This window comes from Aquabacter sp., assembly GCF_965279295.1.
Classification (GTDB): Bacteria; Pseudomonadota; Alphaproteobacteria; order Rhizobiales; family Xanthobacteraceae; genus Aquabacter.
Window position 1 is genome coordinate 49,747 of sequence record NZ_CBDIHQ010000013.1, and the last position, 23,448, is coordinate 73,194.

The window sequence follows — 23,448 nt, forward strand, 5'->3', positions numbered from 1 at the left end:
GGGCTCCTATATCCGCGAACGGGAAGCGCATCAAGGGGCTGTTGCGCAATTAGATCAGGGGGCCGGGCGGGTGCCGAAGATGGCGCTGCCGACGCGCACATGGGTGGCGCCCTGGCTGATGGCAACCGGGTAGTCCGCACTCATCCCCATGGAAAGGCTGGGTAAACCGTTGCGCGCGGCGATTTTGGCGAGCAGCGCAAAGTGAGGCGCTGCAACATCTTCCGCCGGCGGAATGCACATAAGCCCCACCAGATTGAGCCCAAAACTCTCGCGGCAGGCGGTGATGAAGAGGTCGGCTTGGTGGGGAAGGATGCCGGCTTTCTGGGGTTCGGCGCCGGTGTTGACCTGGATGAAGACCGGCAGCATGCGGCCCTGGCGCGCCATCTCCTCGGCGAGGGCGGCGGCGATCTTCGGGCGGTCGACCGTGTGAATAACATCAAACAATTCAACGGCTTCCCGCGCTTTATTGGATTGCAGCGGGCCGATCAGGTGGAGCTGAATGTCGGCTGCGGTCTCGCGCAGGAGAGGCCATTTCCGCTGCGCTTCCTGCACCCGGTTCTCGCCAAACACCCGATGTCCCGCATCGACAACCGGCTTGATCTGCCCGACGTCGAACGTCTTGGACACGCAGATCAACTGGACATCGAGAGGGTCACGTCCACAATCCCGGCAGGCGTCGGCGAGCGCCTGGCGCACCGTGCCGAGTTGCTCCACGGCATGTGCCTGAGGTGTCTCGTACGCCATGACCTGTCCCTTGCCCCTCTGCTTGTCTTCGCGTGGCTGTCAGCCGCGCGCCGAAGCTTGTCCCTTTTGCCTCGCGATGGCGTAATAAGGAAGGGGAAGCGCGCCGGTTCGGTGCGTGGTATTACGCGGATTGCGTCGGACGAGATGGCGGAGCAGGTTTACCCGACCGCGCAGGCGAATAGGCGCCGACGGACGAGCATCCGGCGGCGCGTTGCGTTGTTGATCATCCTGGTGGCCCTGCCGATCTCCGTCGAGCGGTTCCTGGCGCTGATCTCGGAGCGGGACCAACTGGTCCAGGCGACCCTCGCCGGGCTGCATGAAACGGCGCAGGTGGTGGGGCTGGCCCAGCGCGAGAACATCGCGACCGCGCTCGCCATGACCCAGACCTTGGCACGGCAGGCGGCAACGCTGATGGAAGACCCCCTCGCGTGCGAGGCGTTTCTCGCGCGGCTGAGCAAGGATGTCATCGGCATCCAGGGAATTTGGATCGGCAGCGCACAGGGCCGGGTCCGCTGCTCCAGCGCGCGGGCGCTCGCGGATGTGGACCTCTCGGACCGCGATTACGTGCGCGATGCCCTTCGCTCGTCGCATCCGGTGTTCTCGAACTTCATCATCGCGCGCACCACGTCCCGCACGCTTCTCGCGATCGCCGAGGCCCAGCGCAACACCGCCGGCGATCCGGTCGCCGTGGTGGCCGTGGGGCTAGACCTGCAATGGATGTCGCGCCTTGCCGGGCAGGCGGGGAGCCAGGCCGGCGTCGCCGTCACGGTGGTCGACGGCGGGGGGACCGTGCTGGCCCGCTATCCCGCCCGCGCCAATACCGTGGGGCGCTCTTTTGCCGAGCACCCGCTGTTCGAGCGCATGATGAAGTCGGACGAAGGCGCGGCGGAGGCCGTCGGCTTCGACAATGTCGATCGCTATTACGCCTTCGTGCGCATGCCGGGCACCGAGGTGCGCGTGCTGGTGGGCATCGACCGGGATGAGGCGGTTGGCGCGATCGACCGAAGAATCCTCGCCATATTCGGCTTTCTGGTGGTGGGGATCCTGATCCTGACCGCGCTGGCGATCTATGCCGCCGAGCGCATGATCGTCGCGCCGATGAACCAATTGGCGCGCGATATCCTCGCTGTGGGGCGGGGCGAGGCGAACACCATCGCCGACGTGGAGGTGGAGGAGTTCGCGCCCGTGTTGATCGCGTTCGAGGAAATGAACCGGCGCCTGTCGGACCGCGCCGCCGAACTGCGCAGCCTCAACAGACGCCTCGCCGCCCTGGCGAGCACCGACGGCCTCACCGGCCTTGCCAACCGGCGCACCTTCGACGTGAGCTTTTCCAACGAATGGGTGCAGAGCGCGGATGCGCGGCGGCCGATCGCGCTGGTCATGGGCGATGTGGACAGCTTCAAGCTGTTTAACGACACCTTGGGTCATCTCGCCGGGGACGAAGCCTTGCGCGGGGTCGGGCGCATGTTCGCGGCGGCGGTGGCGGGAAGCGACAATCTGGCGGCCCGCTATGGCGGCGAGGAATTCATCGTGCTCCTGCCGGGCGCGGACATCGAGACAGCGGTGGAACTCGCGGAGAGCCTGCGGCGGCTGGTGGTGGCGCTCGGCATCGATCATCCCAAGGTGTCCATGGGGCGGCTCACCGCCAGCTTCGGCGCGGCCTCCACCATTCCAGCGCCCGGGGATTCTCCGGATGCCCTGCTCGCTGCCGCCGATGCGGCGCTTTATGAGGCCAAACGCCTGGGGCGCAACCGGGTGGTCGGGGCGCGCAGCGTGGAAGGCCTGCGCGCGTGAGCGCACCGCGCCGTCCCGGCTGCGCCGCCCTCGCGGTGGTGGTTCGCGAGGGCAAGGTATTGCTGGTGCGCCGTGCCAACCCGCCAGATGCCGGCCTGTGGGGCTTTCCCGGCGGCCGCATCGAATGGGGCGAGAGCGCCGCCGAGGCGGCGGTGAGGGAACTGGCGGAGGAGACCGGCGTGCATGCCGAACCCGGCCTCTCGTTCCGCGCCCTGGATGCTTTGGACCGGGCAGCCGACGGCACCCTGTTGCACCATTACGTGCTGGTTGCCGTGCTTTGCCGCTGGATCTCAGGTGACGGTGCGGCGGCTGACGATGCGCTGGATGCCGCCTGGATGTCACTGGAGGAGATCGCCACGCGCAAGGCCGAACTCAGTGCGTGTGTCGAGGATGTGGCGCTGGAGGCTTTGGGCCTCGCCGGTCTTTGAGGTTGCGCGAACGCTCGCGCGGGAAGGGGTTCGCCGAGGGTTGTCGAATAGAGCGTTTATCGCCCTGGAGCCCGCGGCCGGGACCTATCAGGCCGTCATGGTCGGGCTCGTTCCGGCGATCCACGCGGCTCCGCCGGGGTAGAGCGGGGGCGGCGTGGATGCCCGGATCACATCAGGGCAGATGGCTGACGGCGACTGGAAGCCCCCGGCGTCACCCGAACCTTATCATTCCGGCAATCCGGCGAGGCGGCGGATGTCGGAGGGGGTGGCGCCGGTCTTGCGCAGGGTGGCGAGGCTGGGTGCGCCGGCGCTCTTGGAGAGCTTGCGCCCGTCCGGCCCCAGGATCAGCCGGTGGTGGTGGTAGACCGGCGGCTTAAGGCCGAGCAGCGCCTGGAGCAGCCGGTGGACGCTGGTGGAGAAGAAGAGATCGCGCCCCCGGATCACATGGGTGATGTCCTGTTCGGCATCGTCCATCACCACCGCGAGATGATAGCTGGCCGGAGTGTCCTTGCGGGCGAGCACCACATCGCCCCAGGCGGCCGGGTCGGCGGCTTGAGCTTCCAGCGGCCCCTCTGGCGAACCCTGCGCTTCCTCCCAGGACAGCGGGCCGCCAATCCGCTCCAGGGCGCGGGCCATGTCGAGCCGCAGCACGAAGGGCTCGCCGGCGGCGCGGCGGCGGGTGCGTTCCGCCTCCGGCATGTGGGAGCGGTGGAACGGGTAGAGGGGCGCGCCGTCGGGATCGCGCGGCCAGGGCGCGGTGCATTCCAGGGCAATGATGATGCGGGCGATCTCGGAGCGGCTCTCGAACGCGGGATAGGCGAGGCCCTCGGCCTCCAGGCGCGCCAGGGCGGCGGCATAGAATGCGAAATGCTCGGACTGGCGGCGCGGCGGCTCCGGAGGCAGCACGCCCAGCCAGTCGAGATCCTCAAGAATGCCGGCCTCGAATTCCGGGCGCGAGCGGGTGGTGTCCACATCCTCCAGGCGCAGCAGAACGCGCCCGCCCATGGTCGATGCGGCCCGGTGGTTCAGCAGCGCCGAGACAGCATGGCCCACATGCAGGCGGCCATTGGGACTGGGTGCGAACCGGCACAGCACGGAATGGCTCTCGCTTTTCTTCTCGCCCGCAGGCATCACTTCCAGGCACGACTTGTGGGCGTGACTTTGCGGGCATGTTTGGCGCGCGTCGCAATCTATCAGGTCGCGCCGCCGGCGCGATTGAATTGGCTTGAGAGATGGGGCCGATGCCGCACATTCCAGAGCCCAGGCTTGACGACCAGGCGGCGTTCGACGCCGCGCTGGATCACCTCCTTACTTTGGACGAGCGCATCGTTCCGCTGGTGGCGTTCGCCGGGCGCCCGACGTTGCGGCGCCGCGCGCCGGGCTTCGCCGGCATGGTCGCCATCGTCATCGCCCAGCAGCTATCGGTGGCGGCGGCGCGCGCCATTCAGGCCAAATTGAATGCAACCCTGGGCGCGGAGCCGACGCCGGAGGCCATTCTCGCGGCGGACCCGGTGGCGCTGCGGGCCGCCGGTCTTTCGGCGCCGAAGATACGCACCCTCACCGGCATCGCGCACGCGCTGGTGTCGGGCGAGGTGGACCTGTCCCTGGTGGAGGCCATGGAGGCGGACGCCGCCGCCGCCTATCTCACCCGCCTGCCGGGCATCGGATTGTGGACCGCCGACATCTATCAGTTGTTCTGCCTGGGGCGGGCGGATGCGTTTCCCCACGGCGACCTCGCGCTACAGGTCGCGGCCGGGGAGGCGTTCGGCCTGCCCGGGCGGGCATCTGCCCAGGGGCTCGCCGCGATCGCCGAGGATTGGCGCCCGTGCCGGGGCGTGGCCGCGCAAATCTTGTGGGCCTATTATGGCGCGCGACGCGCCCGCATCGGCGTGCCCACCTGAGGTTTTTCATGCCGCTTCTCGATGGTCCCCGCCTTGCGCCGCGCTCGGGCGGCGCGCCCGATTCCCTGGTGGTTCTGCTGCACGGCTATGGCGCGGACGGGCGCGACTTGATCGATATCGGCGCCGCGTGGGCGGAGCGCCTGCCGGGTGCGGCCTTTGTCGCGCCGCATGCTCCCGATCCATGCGGCCAGGCCCCGGTGGGCCGGCAATGGTTTCCCCTGGCGCAGATGGATCTCAAGGAAATGGCGCGCGGCGTCGAGATGGCGGCGCCGGGGATCACGCGTTTCCTGGCGGCGGAATTGGAGCGCCTCGCCCTGCCGGCACGGCGGCTGGCCCTGGTCGGCTTCAGTCAGGGTTCCATGATGGCGTTGCAGGTGGCGCTTGACATGGCGCAGGCGCCGGGCGCTGTGGTGGCCTATTCCGGCCTGTGGGCCGGTGCCGCCACGGGCAAGGCGCGCGCCCAGGGTGGACCCGTGCCGCCGGTGCTGCTGCTGCACGGCACCGAGGATGAGGTGATCCCCGCCGACGCCCTGTTCGCGTCAGCCTATGGACTGGCGGCGGCGGGTGTGCCGGCGGAATGGCATCTCAGCCCAGGCTTGGGGCATGGCATTGATGAAGAGGGGCTCGCCATCGGCGAGGACTTCATCGCCCGTTATCTTGCCGGTGCGCGGTCGGCTGCCTGATACCGCAAGCTGAGCCGGCTGCGGACACTGGCGAGACCTGGGCCGGCGGGCGCTTCACAAGATTGACATGCTCCATATACAGTATCGGAACGCGCCGGGACGGCCTTTACCGATTCGGCGGGGAAAGGGTGAGGAGTTCCGACCCTTGACGGCTGCGATATCTCCAGGTGCTTGGCCGGCTCTCGTGCTCAACGCGGACTACCGTCCGCTGAGCTACTATCCGCTGTCTGTCTGGTCCTGGCAGGATTCGATCAAAGCGGTGTTCCTCGACCGCGTGAATATCGTGGAACACTACGACAAGGCGGTGCGAAGTCCCGGCTTTGAAATCCGGCTTCCCAGCGTGGTCTCGCTGCGGACCTTCGTTAAGCCGACCCGCCACCCCGCCTTCACCCGCTTCAACGTCTTTCTGCGCGACCGCTTCACCTGCCAATATTGCGGATCACGCGACGACCTCACCTTCGACCATCTGATTCCGCGCTCGCGGGGCGGGCTGACCACCTGGGAAAACGTGGTCGCGGCCTGTTCTCCCTGCAACCTGCGCAAGGGCAGCGACATGCCCAATGTCGTGGGGATGTGGCCGGCACAGATGCCGTTCCAGCCCTCGGTGCACGACCTGCACCAGAACGGGCGGCACTTTCCGCCCAATTATCTCCACCAGAGCTGGCTCGACTATCTCTACTGGGACACCGAACTGGAACCGTAACCGGCCTGTGGTTTGGCCGGTGGGCTCAGGCGCGCTTTCGGGGTTCGGTGGCACCGGAGATGGCGACAACCGCCAGCGCCAGCGCGATCAGTGCGTTCCATCCCGCCATCGAAATCCCGAACAGGCGCCACGCTGCTTCATCGCAACGCGGGACATGGGCTGTCTTCAGGGCGGACATAATGTCGCTGACCGCCACGGGCGCGGTGCCGCTGCAGGTGGTCGGCCCCTGCCAGAAATGCCACTCTATGCCTGCGTGAAATACAGCAACGCCCACATTCACCACCATGAGCGCGGCGAGGAGCCACAAGCAGAGGCGCGCCGCGCCGGCGCTTCCGCGCGTGGCGAGCACAATGGCGATCACGGACACGGGTACCGCCGCGTAATAGGGCAGGCGCTGATCGAGGCAGAGCGGACAAGGGGATAGCCCGACCACGAGCTGAAAGTACCATGCCGCCGACAGCGCGAAGATGGCGCCCAGCAACACGAGCAGGCCGGCGGTCAGCGGGGCGCGAAAATCCATCACCATCTCAAGGTCCAAGCTAGATAGGGCGGCGATAGCGCGGGGCGCCGGGGCTGTCGTGTCACAAGTAAGGCATTGAGCGCGTTGAGTTACATTGCACTAACTACAATCTATAACGGTGGCAATCGGAGGGCCGTCGCGCTATACGTCATACCAGCGATGCAATGATTGCTTGGCGGCTCGCGCTGCTCAAGTTGCATGTAATTGAGATTGTGGAAGACGATGAGCGACTTCACACGTACCCGGACTGTCCTCGGCGATGGCATTTCCGTGCGCAGCATCACGGTCGAAAGTGAGGCTGTTCTGCCGGTGGCGCAATTGCGCGATGTGTCCACGTCCCGCCGCACGGGCTGTCCTTTCCATGACGTGCGCGAAATGCTGCGCGATGTGGGGCTGCGCCCGACCCGCCAGCGCCTCGCACTGGGCTGGCTGCTGTTTGCCAAGGGCGACCGGCATGTGACCGCCGAAATGCTGCATGAAGAGGCGATCCGCGCCCGCTTCCCGGTTTCGCTGGCCACCGTCTACAACACCCTGCACCAGTTCACGGAAGTGAGCCTGCTGCGTGAAGTGGCCGTGGACGGGTCCAAGACCTACTTCGATACCAACTCTTCGGACCACTACCACTTCTATGTGGAAGGCCATAACGAGCTGGTGGACATCCCCGAGCAGGACGTCACCGTGGATCGCCTGCCGATCGCGCCCGAGGGCTTCGAGATCGCCCGCGTCGATGTGGTCGTGCGCCTGCGCCGGAAGACCGGCAAGGCCTGAGGCACCCGCATATTCTGGAGTTCGGAAGGCCCTTCTGCCACGCAGGAGGGCCTTTTTGCATCAGGGCCTTTGTGTCAGGGGCCTTTGCATCAGGGTCTGAGGCTGGGTCGCAGGCCGCCCGCCAGATAACCGGCTGCTATGAACACCAGGGCGATTGTCAGCATCGCGGCGAGGGTAAAGTGGAGGCTGCGGTCCGCGCCCTGAATGCCGCCCCCGACCAGCCGGACCAGGGTGAAAAGCCCAAAAGCTCCAAAAGATGCGGCAATCCAGAAGCAGATCAGGGAAATCTGGAGCAGGCCTGCCTCCTATCCACGCACAGCAATTGCTATGCGCGATATGGTTGTGCAGCCGCGCCTGATTGTCCATACGTCAATGGAGGTATCCGCAGAAGAAAGAAGCCCGCCCGCCGGCGCTAGTCGACCTTCTCGCCGGGATAGACGCCCCAGAGCTGATTCTGCTCCACGAAGCCGTCGAAGCCGGGGCCGATGAAGCGGCACCATTGGCCGTCACAGGATTTCAGCCCGCCGAGCACGCCGTGCTCCAGCCGCGCGGAGATGGCGGCATCGGCGCTGGCCTTGTCGCGCAGCGAGACCGTGCCGGTCTTCAGCCAGGGTGCCACCAGCGCGGTGCGGCGGCCCGAGAGGAGCGAGTGGTAGACCCAGCCCTCGGCGCCTTCGGAATCGCGGATGCGGCGCCAGGTCTCGAACTCGGCGGTGATCTCCACCGGAAGCCCGGCGCGGGCAAAAATCCAGGACACGTCCTGGTCCCGGTTGGGTCCGTTGCGCACGTTCACCTTGTCCGCCTTCAGCGAGACGAATCGCGGCACCGGCAGGCCGGTACCGGCATCGTCGCTCGCGGCCAGCGCCGGTCCGGCGAACAGAAGAAGAAGGAGCGCGATCGCACCGGAATGAAGGCCATGACGTCCCGTCTTCCGCATGATCCGCTTCGTCCTTTGCACGTTTCGTGACTTTCGTCTGCGCCCGGGCTTCGGCCCCGTCAAGGCCTGCGGGGCGATGCCCATTGTGTTTCCCCGGCTCTCTGATAGACGGAACGACAAGGGTTAATAAACGGGGAACGGAGCCATGGTGCGTCGCAAACCGCTCGTCGTCGTCACGCGCAAATTGCCGGACACGGTTGAGACGCGGATGCGTGAGCTGTTCGATGCGCGCCTGAACGTGGACGACGTGCCGATGGACGCCGCCGCGCTCGCCGAAGCGGTGCGGGTGGCCGACGTGCTGGTCCCCACCGTCACGGATCGCATCGACAACGGTATCCTGTCCCAGGCGGGTGAGAACCTGCGGCTGATCGCCAGCTTCTCCAACGGCATCGACCATATCGACGTGGCGAGCGCGCTGAACCGGGGCATCACCGTCACCAACACGCCGGCGGTCCTCACGGAAGACACCGCTGACCTGACCATGGCGCTGATCCTCGCCGTGCCGCGCCGCCTCACCGAGGGCGCGCAGGTGCTGGCAGGCGGCGACGAGGAGTGGAGCGGCTGGTCGCCCACCTGGATGCTCGGCCGGCGCATTCTGGGCAAGCGGCTCGGCATCATCGGCATGGGCCGCATCGGCCAGGCGGTGGCGCGGCGCGCGAAGGCGTTCGGCCTTCAGATCCACTATCACAACCGCCGCCGGCTGCCCCACGCCATCGAGGAATCGCTGGAGGCGACCTATTGGGAGAGCCTCGACCAGATGCTCGCCCGCATGGATATCGTCTCGATCAACTGCCCGCACACCCCGGCCACCTATCACCTGCTTTCGGCGCGCCGCCTGAAGCTGCTGAAGAAGGACGCCTATGTGGTGAACACCGCGCGCGGCGAGGTGATCGACGAGAACGCGCTGATCCGCATGCTGGAAGCCGGTGACATCGCCGGCGCCGGGCTCGACGTGTTCGAGCACGAGCCGGCGGTCAGCCCCAAGCTGGTGCGGCTCGCCAAGAACGGCAAAGTGGTGCTGCTGCCGCACATGGGCTCTGCGACCCTGGAAGGGCGCATCGATATGGGCGAGAAGGTCATCGTCAACATCAAGACCTTCATGGACGGCCACCGCCCACCGGATCGCGTCCTACCCTCCATGCTGTGAGGCTGGTTCCGTATTGCCCCTTCCCGGTTTAAGAAGAGCGCGCCTTGAGGGCGCCCTCTTCGGGACGCCCGTGACCCGCGCAGCAAGTGACACGCTTGGCAGCGTGCGGTTCAGGAAAGGGATCAAGACGTGACGCTTTCCCCCAATCCGGTGGTCCAGGTCGGCCCGGTCTCGTTTGGCAACCACCTGCCGTTCGCGGTGATCGCCGGACCATGCCAGCTTGAAAGCCGCGCCCACGCGCTGGAAGTCGCCGCCGCGCTCAAGGAGATCGCGGCCCGTGTCGGCTTCGGGCTGATCTACAAGACCTCCTTCGACAAGGCGAACCGCACCAGCGCCTCGGCCCAGCGCGGCCTCGGCCTGGAGCAGTCGCTGCCGATCTTTGCGGAAATCCGCGAAAGCCTCGGCCTGCCGGTGCTCACCGACGTGCATGACGCGGCCCAGTGCGCCAATGTTGCGCAGGCGGTGGACGTGTTGCAGATCCCCGCCTTCCTGTGCCGCCAGACCGACCTGCTTCTCGCCGCCGCCGCCACCGGGCGGGTGGTGAATGTGAAGAAGGGCCAGTTCCTCGCGCCCTGGGACATGGAAAATGTCGTCGCCAAGCTGGTAGGCGCCGGCAATCCCAACGTGCTGCTGACCGATCGCGGCACCTCGTTCGGCTACAACACGCTGGTGAGCGATTTCCGCGGCCTGCCGATCATGGCGCGCACCGGCGCGCCTGTTGTGTTCGACGCCACCCATTCGGTGCAGCAGCCGGGTGGGCAGGGGGCAAGCTCCGGCGGGCAGCGCGAATTCGTGCCGGTGCTGTCGCGCGCGGCGGTGGCGGTCGGGGTCGCCGGCCTGTTCATCGAGACCCACCCGGACCCGGACCATGCGCCTTCCGATGGGCCCAACATGTTGCCCCTGAGGGAATTCGAGCCCCTGATGCGCCAGTTGGTGGCGCTGGACAGGCTCAGCAAGGCGCAGCTTTCAGGCGCGGCATGAACCCGGTCATCCTCATTCCCGCGCGCCTCGCGGCCACCCGCCTGCCCAACAAGCCGCTGCTCGACATCAATGGCGAGCCGATGATCGTCGCGGTCTGGCGCCGCGCGATGGAGGCGGATCTCGCGCCGGTGTTCGTCGCCACCGACAGCACGGCCATTGCGGACGCAGTGCGCGCCGCCGGCGGCGCGGCGGTGATGACGCGGGCGGACCACCCCTCCGGCTCCGACCGCATCTTCGAGGCGGTGACGACCCTCGACCCCGATGGCCGCTACGATGCCGTCATCAATGTGCAGGGCGATCTGCCCACGGTTTCCCCCGACACCATCCGCGCCACGTTCGCCCCGCTGTACGACGCGGAGGTCGCCATCGGCACGCCGGTGGCGGTGATTACGCGCGACGAGGAGAAGATATCTCCCAACGTGGTGAAGATGGTCGGCACCCCGCTCGGCACGGGCGGGCGCTTCCGGGCGCTCTATTTCACGCGCAGCCCGGCGCCCTGGGGCGAGGGGCCGCTCTATCATCATATCGGGCTCTACGCCTGGCGCCGCGCGGCTCTCGCGCGCTTCGTCTCGCTTCCGCCCTCTCCGCTGGAGCGGCGCGAGAAGCTGGAGCAGCTTCGCGCTCTGGAAGCAGGCATGCGGATCGATGCCGTTGAGGTTGCAGAAGTTCCGCTCGGCGTGGACACGCCGGAAGATCTGGAACGCGCCCGGCAAATGCTTGGCACGACGCTTGGTACGATCCATGGCACGCAGAGGTGACTTTCCCCGGCGTTGACCCCTTGCCGTGCCTTATGCTACCCGCCGAAGCATGCTGGCGCAGTATATCCGTCGCTGGCGACCTGGGGCGCACCAATGTCTGAGCGGGGCAAATCCGGCGCGTTCGAGAGCTACTCGCGGGACCCGGACAAGCTGAAGAGTTCAGACCGCTCATTCGGGCGGGTCATGGCGGTGTTCCTCGCCATCGTCAGCAGCTTTCAGTACTGGCACGAGCGCACCCTGATCGCGACCTGCCTGCTGGTTGCCGCGCTGATTTTTGCCGGGCTCTCCCAGGTGTGGCCGACCTCCCTGCACCGCCTGAACCTCTTGTGGTTCAAGCTCGGGCTGCTTCTGCACCACATCGTCAATCCGATCATCATGGCGGTGATTTTCTATGGAGCGGTGGCCCCGACCGGCCTGCTGATGCGCCTGTTCGGCAAGCGCCCGCTTCCTCTCCATCCCGACAAGGATGCGCAGACCTATTGGATCGCGCGCGTTCCGCCGGGGCCGACACCCGAAAGCATGAAGCGTCAGTTCTGACGCGCGCTCCCTTTCCTGCGAGGACATGATGGGCTTTATCGCCGAACTCTGGGAATTTCTTCGCGTCCGCAAGAAGTTCTGGCTGCTGCCCATGCTCGTGGTGATGGCGCTTCTGGGCGGACTGCTGATCCTCGCCAAGGGCTCCGCCGTGGCGCCCTTCATCTACACCATTTTCTGAGGTCGCCCGTGCGCATCCTCGGCCTTTCGGCGCTCTATCACGACAGCGCGGCCGCCCTCGTGGTGGACGGAGAGATCGTCGCTGCGGCGCAGGAGGAACGCTTCAGCCGCCGCAAGCATGACGATCGCTTTCCCAGCAATGCGATCGACTATTGCCTCGCGGCGGGCGGCATCACGCTCGCCGACATCGACAATGTGGTGTTCTACGACAAGCCGTTCCTGAAGTTTGAACGGCTGCTGGAAACCTACGTCTCGTTTGCGCCGAAGGGCTTCAAGTCGTTCCGCATTGCCCTGCCGCTGTGGCTGCGCGAAAAGCTGTTCCAGAAGGATCTTCTGGCGAGCGAGCTGAAGGAGATGGACGCAAGCTTCGATGCCTCGAAGCTGCTGTTCACCGAACACCATCTCAGCCACGCCGCCAGCGCCTTCTTCCCCTCACCGTTCGAGGAAAGCCTGGTGCTGACCCTCGACGGGGTGGGGGAATGGGCGACCACTTCGGCCGCCATCGGCAAGGGCAACACGCTCGACATCTTCAAGGAAGTGCATTTCCCGCACTCCCTCGGCCTGCTCTATTCGGCCTTCACCTATTACACCGGGTTCAAGGTGAACTCGGGCGAGTACAAGGTAATGGGCCTCGCGCCCTATGGCGAGCCGCGCTTCGTCCAGACCATCCTCGACAATCTGATCGACGTGAAGGACGACGGCAGCTACCGGCTGAACCAGGATTATTTCGACTATTGCACCGGCCTCACCATGACCAACGCGCGGTTCGACGCGCTGTTTGGAGCACCGCCGCGCAAGCCCGACAAAGAGTTACTGACCCCGTTCCACATGGATCTTGCCGCCTCGGTGCAGAAGGTCACGGAGATCGTGGTGGAGAAGCTGGCGCGTGGGCTCCAAAAGGAGACCGGGCAGCGCAAGCTGTGCATGGCCGGCGGTGTGGCGCTGAACTGCGTCGCCAACGGCGTCTTGCACCGGCTCGGCATCTTCGAGGACATCTATGTCCAGCCGGCCGCCGGTGATGCGGGCGGCGCCGTGGGCGGCGCGCTTGCCGGCTACTACATCCACCACGGCCGGCCGCGCGTGTCGGGCGTCGACCGCATGCGCGGGTCCTATCTCGGGCCGCAATATGCGCAGGACGACATCGAACAGCGCCTGACGGCGGCGGGCGCGGTGTTCGAGGTGCTCTCCGAGGAGGAGATCGTAAACCAGACCGCGCAGGCGCTGGCCGAGAGCAAGGCGATCGGCTGGTTCCAGGGGCGGATGGAGTTCGGCCCGCGCTCGCTTGGCGCGCGCTCGATCCTGGGTGATCCGCGGTCGCCCGACATGCAGAAGACCTTGAATCTGAAGGTCAAATATCGCGAGAGCTTCCGCCCGTTCGCGCCGTCCGTGCTGCGCGAGACTGTGGCGGACTATTTCGAGTTCGACACCGACAGCCCCTACATGCTGATGGTCGCGCCGGTTGTTGAAAGCCGGCGCCTGCCCATGACGCCGGAACAAGAAGCTCTGTTCGGCATCGATAAGCTGAATGTCCCGCGCTCGGACATTCCTGCCGTAACCCATGTGGATTATTCGGCCCGTCTCCAGACCGTATCGGCCGACGTGGCGCCGCGCTATCACGCGCTGATCTCGCGCTTCCGCGACCTCACCGGCTGCCCGCTGGTGGTGAACACCTCGTTCAACGTGCGCGGCGAGCCCATCGTCAACACGCCGGAAGACGCCTTCCGCTGCTTCATGGGCACCGGCATCGAGGTGCTTGCCGTGGGCAATTGCCTGATGCGCAAGGAACAGCAGGACCCTGCGCTGAAGCTCAATTACGAGACTGCGTTCGAGTTGGATTGAGGCGCGGAGCGCCTTCCGTGCGCATCTGAGCCGGCCCCTCCATCGTGGAGTTCGGCCTGCACGTCGCCGCCGTATTCGTTTTCCGGCTCGGCCCGCCAGGACGGAAACAGACAGCCCGTCTGGTTTGCGTTGGATGAGAGCCGACCGCTCACGTTCTTTGCCGAGTGCTGTCTCATTGATTGGCAGGGGTGCGGAAAATCAGTGAGGGTTGGATCACAACAGACCCTTACGCTTTCCTGACGAGAAAGCCGTCAGCAGGGTGAAGGCCATCCACCCTAAGGCACTGCCGGTCATCCTCACCACGGCCCTCTTTGCTGTGAACCTTGTTCAGGCTATCCGGTTGTCGCCGCTTCGCGCCGAGAGGCACTGTCTGCTTCGCCCGGCTCGGGAATGAGAGGAACCTCGGATATGTCGAGTGACGCAGGGCTTTGGATGCTCGCGGTGGGCCGGGTGCTGCTCGGAGGGCTTTTCGTGTACGGCGGCCTTCGGCATTTCTTCGTCCTGGAGATGATTGTTCCAGCTTTAGCCGCTAGGGGAGTTCCGTTTCCTCGATGTGCACTTATCATCGGGAGCGCCTTCGAACTCGCCGCAGGTGCATTTCTAGCTTTGGGCATCTTGGTTCTACCGGCCGCTCTCGGCTTAGTGTGCTTCACCGTCGCCGCATCGGTGTTGCTGCTAAATTTCTGGGACATGGGTGCTGGCGCCGAGCGAGACACAGCAAAAAGCTTTGTACAATCTAACGTCGCAATTATCGGCGGGCTGTTGATTGCCGCCGCGACAGCGCTATGAGCAATGCCGGCCTAGGTTTCGAACCTACGCCTTGGTAGAGGGCCCTATGGTTACAAATGATCTTCCCGCTTGGCGAACAATTCTCAAGCTGATCAGCGGGGGAAAATGCACCGGAGGCGGCTTAGGCACGGGGACGTTATTTTACGCGTAAAGCTGCGATTGGCGTGCCGTAAATCGAGCGGCGAAAGATGCGCGCGGCTTCAGCGCAAGCATTGCACTATGCCGCCAGCGTTGAGGCACCTCAATTTTCAAAATTTTCATTCCACTTTGTGAGGAGTACGGCCGCCGATCGTCGGAGCGTCCGATAGGTCGGGCTCCGGATATCGACAGGAATAATTGCGCTATTCGCCCTCGCCCGCTTTGATAACGCTTGCAGGCTATTGCCGCGCAGGGGTCTGGAGGCTCATGGTCGGTTTCAGGATCAATAGCCCTTAGATGAGACAAACATATGGTTCTGTGCGAATTCACTCAGCAGGGTGATAAAGAAAAAGTGCTTATCAACCCAGCGCACATCGTGTTTGTTCGGAGCGCCGATCCCGGCTCTTACATAGTCACAACGGCTCTGAATTCATCCGGACGCAACCAGTTTTTCCTCGTGGATGAAACCCTTCAACAAGTCCGAGAAGGTGTGAAGGTCCGCGTAAAAGCGGGATAGCGTCGAGCCAGTCACCGTAGACTGGCGTATCCCAACTGGGGGATACGGCACCCGATCGGCACACTGAGTTACATGCCTGCGGTAAAGCCCTCGTCGATGAGGACCGTAGATCCGTGCATTGCTTTGGCATGGTCGCTCACGAGGAACACGGCCAGGTTCGCAATGTCCTCGGGTGAGGAATAGGTTCGCGGGCTTGGCGTCCGCTCGGCGATCGCATTGAGGAACGAGGCGAGTTCCGGCTGAGTGCGAATGTCCTCGTTGATGGGCGTGGCAGTATTGCCCGGCGCGATAGCGTTCACATTGATGCCCAGAGGCGCCAGTTCAAGGGCCAGCGAGCGCGTCAGCATCGTGATTGCAGCCTTCGTGGCGCAATAGACGGAGTATGTCCTGATACCCATCATGCCCGCACACGACGAGATATTCACCACCTTGCCAAACCGCTTCTCCGACATGGACGGGGTAAAGGCGGCAATGGAAAAAATGGTGCCCTTGAGATTTATGTCGATCATTCTCCCCACGTCTTCCGCGGGCGCACCAATCGGTGTGGGATAGAAGACACCGGCCGAGTTGACGAGAATATCGGCCCCGCCACTTTCGTCCGAAACCCGCTGCGCGAGGCGCTCCAATTCATCTGGACTTGCAACGTTCGCGACCGCGGCAATTGCCTTCCCGCCTGAACCATTGATGCTGTCACACACCGCTTGGGCCTTCGCCAAGTGCGAACTGGCAACCACATAAACAGTGGCTCCCTCTGCTCCGAGCCGATGACAGATCGCGGCCCCGATGCCCTGCGATCCACCCGTCACAACGGCGATTTTCCCATCTTGGCGCATGTTCTCTCCGGAATGCTGCGCCGCCTTTCTACACAATCGCGCTCTTTGACGCGATGATGCGCCTGCTGCTTGGGAGCTATCATGAAAACGATCCTGGCCGCCCTCTCCACCGGCGTAGCAATGGCGGGTACCTGCTCTGCTACGTCCGCCTCGGAAAACCGCGCGGGCGTATCAAGACAAGCCTCATGACAAAATGCACCAAGAACGCAGTCGGAGCGCCATGACCAAAGCCCGACAGCCCACTGTTGATCTCGCTGGCCCTCAGGCTTTCTTCACGGGCGTCACGCCGTTGAGTCCATAGCATTCGTCGGCGAGCCCAAGCGATAACCACCGTTCCCCTTGTGGCGACTCGCATTTCTGGATATCCCCGAGATGAAGCTTGAGGTTGGCAGGCGAATGTCTTCACCAAATGTCTGCCGCGTCCATGAAAGCTTCGATAGGAGCCATTGGCCTGGAAGGACAACCGGTTGCTGAAGCGTGCCGCCCCGCGCGGGTCCACGAGCAAGGGTGCCGACCTGTTCACCGGGCTGGCGCGCCCGCGAAACCTGATGTTCCTCGCCGCCATGCCGCTGGCCGGATGCTCACCCGCCGGGGCGCCATCGCTGTTCTTCTTCGGCGCCTATTTCCCATCCTGGCTCGCCTGCGCTTTCATCGCGATCCTCGCCACGATCGTGATCAGGATGCTGTTCGTGCGCCTCGGCATCGACGATGTATTGCCCGCGCGCCTCCCGGTCTATGTGTGCATTGCCGCCAGCATCGGCTTTCTCATCTCCCTCATCGGTTTCGGGCGCTAGCCGATGGATCACGACCCTTCCCATCGCAAACGCAGTATCGGCGCACTCGTCACCCTCATCGTGGCATTGGCGGCGGTAGTCCTGGGGTGGCGTTATCTGCGCACAGCGGAACTCAACCCGCTATCCGACGATGCCGTCATCACCGCTGATACCGTGACCATCGCCCCCTCGGTCGCGGGACGCATCGAGCGGTTCGCCGTCAAGGACAATGGCGTCGCGCGCAAAGGCGAATTGCTGCTTGCCCTCGATCCTCTCACCTATCGGCTGGCGGTGGCCCAGACGGCCGCCGATCTCCAGATCGCCGAGGCCGCCCAGGCGGACAAGCTGCGCGCCGTCTCCGCCGAACGCTCAAATGCCGCCATCGCCCATGAACAGGTCACGCGCGCCAAACAGAACCTGGACCTTGCCAGCCAGACGCTGGCGCGGCTCGAGCCGCTGCGGCCGAAGGGCTATGTGAGCGCCCAGCAGGTGGACGATGCCGCCACCGCGAAGCGCGACGCCGAGGTGAGCCTGAAGCAGGCGGTGCAGCAGGAAGCCGCAGCCAACGCACTGGTGAGCGACACCGCCGCCGCCGCCGCACTGGTCGCCGCGCGCCGGGCGGCGCTGGCCATCGCCGAACGCGCGCTGGCGGAGACCGAACTCAAGGCGCCGTTCGACGGCAAGGTGGTGGGGCTGGAGGCGGCGGCGGGCGGATATGTGCTGCCCGGCCAGTCGGTGTTTACGCTGATCGACACCGGCGCGTGGTTCGCGTCCGCCGCCTTCCTGGAAACTGACCTGCCGAGCATCCGCATCGGCGATTGTGCCACCGTCTACACCCTGGCCGACCGTGGCCGGGCCATCAAGGGGCGGGTGGAAGGGATCGGCTGGGGCGTGTCGTCGGAGGAATTGATCGCCCTGCCCCGCAAGATGCCCATCGTGCCCAAGACCCTCGAGTGGGTGCGGGTGGCGCAGCGTTTTCCGGTCCGCATCCGCCTGTTCGATCCGCCCGACGACCTGATGCGCATCGGCGCGTCTGCCACCGCGACCGTGCATCATGGAACCGGCTGCTGAGGCGGCATGGCGGGGCATCGCCCGCCAGGTCGTCCTGGATCTCCAGCCCTTTCCCGGCCGGTTCGGCATGGCTTGGCGGATCGCGCTGCTATGCGCGCTGGTGGCCGGCACCGCCATGGTCTTCAAGGTGCCGGAATCCGCCATCGGTTGCTATCTCATCATCTTCCTCGCCCGGCCCAACGGCGCCGAATGCGTGGGGCAGGCCATCGGCATCATCCTGCTGGTGAGCATCGTCGTGCTCGCCATGGCACCGGTGATCCAGGCCACCGCCGATACGCCGTTGCTGCGGCTTTCCGTCATCGCCGGCGTGTCGTTCGCTTTCGTGTTTCTCGGTTCGGCCTCCAAGCTCGGCGAGCAAAGCTCCATCGTGGCCTTGGTGGTCGCCTTCATCCTGACTTTGGTGGACCGCCTCCCGGCCGGGGAGATCGCGACACGCGGCCTGCTCTATGCCTGGCAGATGGCGGTCATGCCCATGGCGCTGATGATCGCCTTCTATCTGGTGCTCGGCACCGGCCCGCACACCCTCTTGCGCCGCACCGTGGCCGAGCGGCTCGGACGCGGCGCCGATGTGCTCGACGCGCCGCGTGAGGGCGCGCTGGACGATGCGCTGGCTGAGGGGCGGGCGGACAGCGACAAGCAGGTGCAACTCGCGGGCCTGTTCCACACCGTGCCTAACACCGCGCTCAAGTGGCTCTCGGGGGCATCCGAGAGCAGCTACCGTTTCCTCCTGGCGGTCGCGGCCTTGCCCGCGAGCCTGGCACCCGAGGCGCGGGCCCGGCTCGCCCGGGAAGGCCGCACAGCAGGGGAAGCCATCGCGCGCGGGCAAAGCCCCGCACGGCATGAGGCGCCCTCGCCCTCTGGCAACGAGGCGCTGGATGCCGCCTGGGCGGCGCTGGCGGGGCTCGGGCGGGCGGACGGCGGCAGTGTCGCTGCCCCTCCCAAGGAACGCTTCCTCAAGCCGGACGCCTTCACAAATCCGGACCACCAGCGCTACGCCCTGAAGACCACCGCCGCCGCGGTGCTCTGCTATCTCATCTATTCGCTGATCGACTGGTCGGGCATCCACACCGCCATGATCACCTGCTACGTGGCCGCCCTCGGGACCACCGGCGAGACGGTGCACAAGCTCGCCCTGCGCATCTGCGGCTGTCTGGTGGGCGCGGCCTTGGGGGTGGGCGCCATCCTGTTCGTCATCCCGCATCTGTCCTCGGTGGGCGGGCTGATGGCGCTGGTGTTCCTCGGCATTCTGCCGGCAGCTTGGGTGTCCAGCGGCAGCGAGCGGATTTCCTACGGCGGGGTACAGATCGGCCTCGCCTTCCTTCTCACCATCCTCGACGGCTTCGCGCCGAGCCTGGACATGGGGTCGGCGCGGGACCGGGTGATGGGCATCCTGCTGGGCAATCTCGTCGTTTATCTCTTCTTCACCGGTCTTTGGCCGAAAAGCGCGATGCACGAGGTGCGCGCGCGCATGGCCGGTGTTCTCGCCGCATTGTCGCGCCTCGCGGCGCTGGACCCGCAGGCGCGGCAGAGAGCCATCAACCCTGCGGCGATGATCGCCAGCGAACTTCGCGCCATGGAGGACTTGCTTGCGCTGCTGCCGTTCGAGCCCGCCCGCCAGCGCCCGCCGGCCGCCTCGGTCGCGCGCATCGGGGCACTGATCGCGGAAGCCAAGGCGCTGCTTCCGCTGTTGATGTTTAGCCCCAACCACGGGGAAGAGGCCGCACGCCGGCTGCGCGCGGCGGCGGAGCAGGCAGAGCGAGGCCACGATGCCGCGACGCCGGACGCCGACGTCGCTCCTGCGGATGACGAGATTTCGCGGCGCACCCTGCGCATCGCACATCTGGTGGCGGGATGAACGGAGCCGTTCCCCGCCTCCTGGCCCGTTGCGGCCTCGCGCTTCTCGCCTGCACCGCGCTGGCGGCCTGCGCCACCCAGGCGCTGAACACAGCGCCCGCCGATCCCGCAGCCCCCTGGGTGCCAGCGGAAGCGCAGGCCGCCCCAACCGCCGAGAGCGCCGGCGCGGCGGTGGGTGCAAAGGTGTTCAGCGTGCCGCCCGAGCCTGAGGTGGCTGCACTCCAGCCGACCCCCGGCCTGTCGCCCACCAAAGCCTATGGCCTCGCTGAACTGATCGATATCGCCCAGACACAGAACCCGGCAACCCGGATCGCCTGGCAACAGGCCCGGCAGGCGGCGCTCGCCACGGGCATGGTGGAAGCGACATTCCTGCCGTTCATTTCGGCCAATGTGATCGGCGGATACCAGAAATTCTCGGCGCCGCTGCCGGTCGCCCTCCCCGGCGCGAGCGAGGTCAGCACCAGCACATCCGGCGTGTCGCCGCAGGTGGCGCTGCAATGGCTGGTGTTCGACTTCGGACAGCGGGGCGCCCTGCACGAGACCGCCCGGCGCAACGCCACCGCAGCCAACATCCTGTTCAACGGGGTGCACCAGAAGATCATCTATGACGTCACCCGCGCCTATTTCCTCTATGGCGCCGCCCGAAGCCGGGTCACGCTGGCCGAACAGAATCTCGCCAACAGCCGCAAGATCGAGGATGCCGCTCAGGGGCGCATAACCAACGGGCTCGGTACCACTGTGGAGGTGGCTCAAGCCCGGCAGCAGGTGGCGCAGGCGCGGTTCGGGCTGGTCCAGGCGCAGGGCGTGGAGCGAGACACCTACCAGGGTCTGCTCGCGGTCATGGGCATTTCGCCCTTGACGCAGATCCGCGTGCGCGAGGGGATCGGGCGTCCCCTGCCCGACAGCATCGGCACGCCCACCGAGCAGATGATCAAGACCGCTCTTGCCCAACGCCCCGACGTGCTCGCCAGCTTCTCCGCGATGAAGGGGTCCGAGGCGGGCATCACCGCCGCGCAGGCGGAATTCCTGCCCAAGGTCTTCCTCGGCGCGGTGGCGGCGAGCGGCAACACGAACCTGTCCGCCACCGGCCTACCCACCATCGGCCAGCAATCCGCCGCTTCGGGGGTGATGGTGGGTGCCACCATGCCGCTCTACGACGGTGGGCTGCGGGCGGCGCGGCTTAAGGCGGCGGAATCCGTGGTGGAGGTTTCGCAGGCGACGTTCCAGAAAACCCGCGACGCGGCGGCGCGTGAGATCGTCATCTCCGCGAACACCTTACGCTCCGCGCTCGCCTCCTACCGCGCCGCCACCGAACTCGCATCCGCCGCCGCGATCACATACGACGCGGCGCTCGACGCCTATAAGAGCGGGGTCGGCAACATCACGGTGGCGACCGCAGCGGACAGCGGCCTGCTCACCGCCCGCCAGGCGCAGACCGACGCCCATGCTGCCTCGCTGGTGGCTGCGGCCAACCTCGCCTTCGTGCTTGGCGCGATGACCTCGGCCGATACACCGTCCGGCCTTCTGGCGCGCTGAGGCGATCCCGCGCCCATTCAGATTCGGAGCCATGAATGCGGGATCGAGCGCGATTGCGACCGGCCGAGGCGATATTAATGGGCTCCTACAGTGCGCTCTCGTTCACCACGTCAGCTGTACTGGTCGCAGCCGCAGTCCCCATCGTCCATGATGCCGGCAAGGCTCTACGCCCTTGTCGTGATTGCCACCTTATCCAAATAATCGAATTCAGCTCGCACACTGTGCTGATCGGCTCGGTCGAAGGCTATCGCCCGGAACCTTTTGCATGCCGCTTCTGTTCGGGGGATGAGCGCTTAGCCGTCTCATGGCATGTCTACAGCGCTCGCGGATGGTCGCCGGCGGACGCTTCCCATGCGGCGCCTGGTAGGCTTAAAAAGTCACCAAACGTTGCTTTGATTAAAATTCAAGCACCTTGCCCATCAAGAAAGCGTATTGAATTTTAATCAAGCTACTTTCAGCTCCACTTTTGAGGGACGGGGCTGGCAGCAAATCTGCTCCGCACCGGTGCGAGAAGCCAGCTGGCAGAACTTTCTCGGCCCATCCGGCCCACCCGCCCGATCCGCCACATCCACCTGCTTTTCCGCCCTGGCACACAAATTGCTGAACCATGTGACGGGGCCGTTCAGGTCCCGGCGGGCGTTTCGCCGACTGCTTTCAGAGGATTCCTCCGTGATGACACGAGAGATCCATTTTGGCCTCTTCGTGCTCGGCACCGGCAATCACATTGCAGGCTGGCGTCATCCCGGCGCCGCCGACACGTTCCAAAGCCTACCCGTACTTCAGGAAATCGCCAGGATCGCGGAGCGCGGCAAGTTCGACCTGTTGTTTCTCGGCGACGGGCTTGCCGCCAACCGCAACCACCATCCATCATTCACTGTCCGCCTCGACCCGCTCTTGACCCTAGCGGCGCTCGCCGCGACCACCACGCATGTCGGGCTCGGCGGCACCGCGTCGACCACCTACAGCCATCCCTTCACCGTGGCGCGTGCGTTCGCTTCACTCGACCATCTCAGTGGCGGACGCGCCGCATGGAACGCAGTCACCACGTCGGGCGGCGATGCGGGGGGTAATTTCGGGCGCATCCATCCTCCCCACGAGAAGCGGTATGAAATCGCCGGCGAGTTCGTCGATGTGGTCAAGGGGCTTTGGGATTGCTGGGACGATGATGCCATCGTCGCCGACCGCGATACCGGGGTCTATATCGACTGGGACAAGGTATACGCCTTGCAGCACGAAGGCCTGCACTTCCAGGTCAAGGGGCCGCTCAACTCCGGCCGGCCGCCGCAGGGGCAGCCGGTCATTCTACAAGCCGGCGGCTCGAAGCCCGGCCAGGAATTGGCGGCGCGCACAGCGGACATCGTGTTCTCGGTGGTGCAGGATTTCGAAGAGGCCAAGCTCGCCTACACGTCGTTCAAGCAGATCGTGGCCCAGCAGGGGCGCTCGCCGGACGAGGTCTGCCTCATGCCCGGCGTCATGCCGATCGTCGGCGAGACCGACGCGGACGCGCGGGCGAAGCTCAACATCCTGCAAGGCTACGTCGACGACACCAGCGGCATCGGGTTGCTGTCGGCACGGCTGGGGCAGGATCTCAGCGGCTACGCGCTCGATCAGCCGGTCCCGGACCTTCCCTTGCCCGACAGTTCGCATGGCTTCGCCCGCGCCATGCTGGGGCGGGCGAAGCGGGAAAACATGACGCTGCGGGATCTCTACAATCAGACCGCGGCAGCGCGCGGCCACTGGGTGCTGTGCGGCTCGCCCAAGACGATTGCCGATACGCTCGAGCACTGGTTCCTGAACGGGGCGGCCGACGGCTTCAACATCATGCCGGCATTTTTTCCCGGTGCGTTCAATGACTTCGTGGACTTCGTGGTGCCGGAGCTTCAGCGGCGTGGCCTGTACCGGACCGATTACACCGGAACGACGCTGCGACACCATCTCGGACTGACGCGTCCCGAGCCTGTCCGCACGTCCGCTTCCGCCGCAAAGCGTATAGGCCTGTCGTGAAGACCTGCCGGTGTCG

At 65.6% G+C, this 23,448-nt stretch carries 23 protein-coding genes; 18 read left to right on the plus strand and 5 right to left on the minus strand.

What is annotated here, in order from left to right; all coding sequences use genetic code 11:
- Positions 1-54: 54 nt before the first annotated feature.
- Positions 55-744: a YggS family pyridoxal phosphate-dependent enzyme gene (locus tag ADADO0_RS07250; RefSeq protein ID WP_511304454.1), complete on the minus strand. Its 690-nt coding sequence runs from the start codon at positions 742-744 to the stop codon at positions 55-57.
- Positions 745-960: 216 nt separating this feature from the next.
- On the opposite strand from ADADO0_RS07250, the gene ADADO0_RS07255 reads away from it, so the two are divergent.
- On the plus strand, positions 961-2,538 hold the full coding sequence (locus ADADO0_RS07255) for a sensor domain-containing diguanylate cyclase (protein WP_511304455.1): 1,578 nt from the start codon (positions 961-963) through the stop codon (positions 2,536-2,538).
- Positions 2,535-2,966 carry an NUDIX hydrolase gene (locus tag ADADO0_RS07260; RefSeq protein WP_511304456.1) on the plus strand — a complete coding sequence of 144 codons (432 nt, stop codon included), beginning with the start codon at positions 2,535-2,537 and terminating at the stop codon, positions 2,964-2,966. The genes ADADO0_RS07255 and ADADO0_RS07260 overlap by 4 nt, the downstream gene beginning before the upstream one ends.
- A gap of 225 nt (positions 2,967-3,191) precedes the next feature.
- On the opposite strand, the gene gluQRS is transcribed toward ADADO0_RS07260, so the two are convergent.
- Complete coding sequence (gene gluQRS, locus ADADO0_RS07265; RefSeq protein ID WP_511304457.1) at positions 3,192-4,097, minus strand: tRNA glutamyl-Q(34) synthetase GluQRS; 906 nt, start codon at positions 4,095-4,097, stop codon at positions 3,192-3,194.
- 110 nt (positions 4,098-4,207) lie between these two features.
- Between gluQRS and ADADO0_RS07270 the strand changes: the two genes are divergently transcribed.
- From ADADO0_RS07270 to ADADO0_RS07280, 3 genes are all read left to right on the plus strand, one after another.
- Positions 4,208-4,867, plus strand: a complete 660-nt coding sequence (locus tag ADADO0_RS07270) for a DNA-3-methyladenine glycosylase family protein (protein ID WP_511304458.1) — start codon at positions 4,208-4,210, stop codon at positions 4,865-4,867.
- Between the two features lie 8 nt (positions 4,868-4,875).
- A complete protein-coding gene (locus ADADO0_RS07275; RefSeq protein ID WP_511304459.1) occupies positions 4,876-5,550 on the plus strand; it encodes an alpha/beta hydrolase in 675 nt (224 codons plus the stop codon).
- Positions 5,551-5,695: 145 nt separating this feature from the next.
- Positions 5,696-6,253, plus strand: a complete 558-nt coding sequence (locus ADADO0_RS07280) for an HNH endonuclease (RefSeq protein WP_511304460.1) — start codon at positions 5,696-5,698, stop codon at positions 6,251-6,253.
- Between the two features lie 25 nt (positions 6,254-6,278).
- Here the strand turns inward: ADADO0_RS07280 and ADADO0_RS07285 are convergent, their stop codons facing one another.
- Positions 6,279-6,773: a disulfide bond formation protein B gene (locus ADADO0_RS07285; RefSeq protein WP_511304461.1), complete on the minus strand. Its 495-nt coding sequence runs from the start codon at positions 6,771-6,773 to the stop codon at positions 6,279-6,281.
- Positions 6,774-6,995: 222 nt separating this feature from the next.
- Here ADADO0_RS07285 and irrA point away from each other — a divergent pair, with 222 nt between their 5' ends.
- The gene (gene irrA / locus ADADO0_RS07290; protein ID WP_511304462.1) at positions 6,996-7,541 is read left to right on the plus strand and encodes an iron response transcriptional regulator IrrA; all 546 of its coding nucleotides are present in this window, start codon (positions 6,996-6,998) and stop codon (positions 7,539-7,541) included.
- A gap of 412 nt (positions 7,542-7,953) precedes the next feature.
- Here the strand turns inward: irrA and ADADO0_RS07295 are convergent, their stop codons facing one another.
- Positions 7,954-8,478 carry an SH3 domain-containing protein gene (locus ADADO0_RS07295; RefSeq protein ID WP_511304463.1) on the minus strand — a complete coding sequence of 175 codons (525 nt, stop codon included), beginning with the start codon at positions 8,476-8,478 and terminating at the stop codon, positions 7,954-7,956.
- Between the two features lie 145 nt (positions 8,479-8,623).
- Between ADADO0_RS07295 and ADADO0_RS07300 the strand changes: the two genes are divergently transcribed.
- The 7 genes from ADADO0_RS07300 to ADADO0_RS07330 all read left to right on the plus strand — a co-directional run bounded on the left by ADADO0_RS07300 (position 8,624) and on the right by ADADO0_RS07330 (position 14,706).
- A complete protein-coding gene (locus ADADO0_RS07300; RefSeq protein ID WP_511304464.1) occupies positions 8,624-9,625 on the plus strand; it encodes a 2-hydroxyacid dehydrogenase in 1,002 nt (333 codons plus the stop codon).
- A gap of 129 nt (positions 9,626-9,754) precedes the next feature.
- Complete coding sequence (gene kdsA / locus ADADO0_RS07305) at positions 9,755-10,606, plus strand: 3-deoxy-8-phosphooctulonate synthase (protein ID WP_511304465.1); 852 nt, start codon at positions 9,755-9,757, stop codon at positions 10,604-10,606.
- Entirely contained in the window at positions 10,603-11,364 is a 762-nt protein-coding gene (locus ADADO0_RS07310) for a 3-deoxy-manno-octulosonate cytidylyltransferase (protein WP_511304466.1), read from the plus strand. The genes kdsA and ADADO0_RS07310 overlap by 4 nt, the downstream gene beginning before the upstream one ends.
- A 93-nt stretch (positions 11,365-11,457) precedes the next feature.
- On the plus strand, positions 11,458-11,901 hold the full coding sequence (locus tag ADADO0_RS07315) for a hypothetical protein (protein ID WP_511304467.1): 444 nt from the start codon (positions 11,458-11,460) through the stop codon (positions 11,899-11,901).
- A gap of 28 nt (positions 11,902-11,929) precedes the next feature.
- Positions 11,930-12,079, plus strand: coding sequence for a DUF5989 family protein (locus ADADO0_RS07320; RefSeq protein ID WP_511304789.1), 150 nt, complete (start codon positions 11,930-11,932; stop codon positions 12,077-12,079).
- 8 nt (positions 12,080-12,087) lie between these two features.
- Positions 12,088-13,917 carry a carbamoyltransferase family protein gene (locus tag ADADO0_RS07325; RefSeq protein WP_511304468.1) on the plus strand — a complete coding sequence of 610 codons (1,830 nt, stop codon included), beginning with the start codon at positions 12,088-12,090 and terminating at the stop codon, positions 13,915-13,917.
- A gap of 408 nt (positions 13,918-14,325) precedes the next feature.
- Complete coding sequence (locus ADADO0_RS07330; RefSeq protein WP_511304469.1) at positions 14,326-14,706, plus strand: DoxX family protein; 381 nt, start codon at positions 14,326-14,328, stop codon at positions 14,704-14,706.
- Between the two features lie 723 nt (positions 14,707-15,429).
- Here the strand turns inward: ADADO0_RS07330 and ADADO0_RS07335 are convergent.
- Positions 15,430-16,194, minus strand: a complete 765-nt coding sequence (locus ADADO0_RS07335) for an SDR family NAD(P)-dependent oxidoreductase (RefSeq protein ID WP_511304470.1) — start codon at positions 16,192-16,194, stop codon at positions 15,430-15,432.
- Between the two features lie 467 nt (positions 16,195-16,661).
- Between ADADO0_RS07335 and ADADO0_RS07340 the strand changes: the two genes are divergently transcribed.
- From ADADO0_RS07340 to ADADO0_RS07360, 5 genes are all read left to right on the plus strand, one after another.
- The gene (locus ADADO0_RS07340; RefSeq protein WP_511304471.1) at positions 16,662-16,988 is read left to right on the plus strand and encodes a YtcA family lipoprotein; all 327 of its coding nucleotides are present in this window, start codon (positions 16,662-16,664) and stop codon (positions 16,986-16,988) included.
- 3 nt (positions 16,989-16,991) lie between these two features.
- Complete coding sequence (gene mdtN / locus ADADO0_RS07345; RefSeq protein WP_511304472.1) at positions 16,992-18,038, plus strand: multidrug transporter subunit MdtN; 1,047 nt, start codon at positions 16,992-16,994, stop codon at positions 18,036-18,038.
- The gene (locus ADADO0_RS07350; RefSeq protein WP_511304473.1) at positions 18,022-19,893 is read left to right on the plus strand and encodes an FUSC family protein; all 1,872 of its coding nucleotides are present in this window, start codon (positions 18,022-18,024) and stop codon (positions 19,891-19,893) included. Before mdtN ends, ADADO0_RS07350 begins: the two co-directional genes overlap by 17 nt.
- Positions 19,890-21,428 carry a TolC family protein gene (locus ADADO0_RS07355; protein WP_511304474.1) on the plus strand — a complete coding sequence of 513 codons (1,539 nt, stop codon included), beginning with the start codon at positions 19,890-19,892 and terminating at the stop codon, positions 21,426-21,428. The genes ADADO0_RS07350 and ADADO0_RS07355 overlap by 4 nt, the downstream gene beginning before the upstream one ends.
- A 672-nt stretch (positions 21,429-22,100) precedes the next feature.
- The gene (locus ADADO0_RS07360) at positions 22,101-23,432 is read left to right on the plus strand and encodes an LLM class flavin-dependent oxidoreductase (protein WP_511304475.1); all 1,332 of its coding nucleotides are present in this window, start codon (positions 22,101-22,103) and stop codon (positions 23,430-23,432) included.
- The last annotated feature ends 16 nt before the right edge of the window (positions 23,433-23,448 follow it).